The 1,459-nt window shown below is 64.5% G+C and carries 1 protein-coding gene; it reads left to right on the top strand.

Annotated features, from left to right (window positions below; genetic code table 11):
- A partial coding sequence (locus tag N5D53_RS27525; RefSeq protein ID WP_279841133.1) for a T6SS effector BTH_I2691 family protein occupies positions 1 to 1,459 on the top strand: 1,459 nt, incomplete at both ends.

Genomic DNA, 1,459 nt, shown 5'->3' with positions numbered 1-1,459 from the left:
GAAACCCTCGAACTGTGCAGGCGCATCACCTCCGGCTACCGCCCGGCCCTGCGCAACAGCCCCGTCGCCGACTGCACCCGCCGCTTCGAACTGCTGCCCCTGCGCTACGCCGCCGTCGGCGGCAACCCGGCACAACGTGCCCGCCTGCCCAAATTGCCGGGCTATCTCAGCCCGTTCCAGGAGGTCGGCGAGCTGACCCATTCCAGCTACGCCATCCGCCCTTTGCGCGAAGGCTTTCTCTACCTGCTGATCAAGCGCCATAGCGCACCGGCCTACGAATGGCACAGCCAGTACCGCGTGGCGCCCAATGGCTCGCTGCTGTACATCAGCAGCGACGCCCCCTGGGAGCCTGCCCCCAGCGCCGGCAATCTGGATGAGATCCTTCGCGGTTTCGGCTGGACCATCACCCTCTACGACCTGGATGACATCCAGGAGCTGCGCCCATTGTTCAGCCCTTCCCCGCTGACCCCGCGCATGCTCGACAACTACCGCCTGCTCGACGACGAATACCGCAGCAGCCTGCCCACGATCGATATCGCCCGCTTCATCCAGCCTTCCGACGCCCCGCCACAGCCCCACGTCCTCAAGCATGACCAACTGAGCTGGGTAGCCGACTTCAAGGCCCAGGACGATGCAGACCTGCAGGCGCTACTGGACCTGCAGCCGTTCAACAACGACCAGATCGTCTCGCCACACGCATCACGCCAAGCGCTGGCACCGCTGGTGAACCACAGCAAACCCCGTGGCGCCGCCATCGTCATCGAAGACGCCATCGGCATCACCCAGGAGCTCAACGCCTGGCGCAACGCCGCTGTCGAGGATGTGAAGACCCAGTGGCTGGCGCGCACCGTGGAACCCGGGGTCGACAACGAACGCAAGCTGCTGGTCGCGCAGTCGTTCCTGGAAATCGAAAAACTCTACCCGCAGATGGTGGCCGAGCAGATCGTCAAGCGCGAAGTCATGGCCGAAAAAGTCCGCAACCAGCTCCACCTGCATCCCGAGATCTACTTGTTCTCCGAACGGGCCAGGCAACAGGCCGATGCACATGATGAACGCATGAAGCCCCACCTGGCACAGTTCGAGCGCGACGTCCGCAGCAAAGTCCAGGCCCGCCAGGATGCCGGCGAGTTCCGCAAGCGGTTCGACCAGAAATACGGCCACCTGGTCGACCGCCAGGCCATGCACGATCAGCTCGACGGTTTCGAGCAGGCCATGCAACACGCCCAGCAAGCCGCCGAAGACCGCGCCAAGGACCATGCCCGCTGGGTGGTCAGCGAACGCTTGTTGCAGGCACTGGACCGCTACGACAACGCCGACCTCATCAACGGCCTGGCCTTTGCCGAACAGACCGGCCAGTGCGTGATCGGCATGGAGTTGAGTGAAGGGGGCACGAAGGTGCTGGACCACTGGTGGCGCAGTGACGTGGCGGACCGGCGTAACCTGGCGATGCGCGGCATCA

Source organism: Pseudomonas sp. GD03862, assembly GCF_029840855.1.
GTDB lineage: Bacteria > Pseudomonadota > Gammaproteobacteria > Pseudomonadales > Pseudomonadaceae > Aquipseudomonas > Aquipseudomonas alloputida.
Note: the sequence above shows the minus strand (reverse complement) of the source record. Positions and strands in the feature narration are given on the sequence as shown.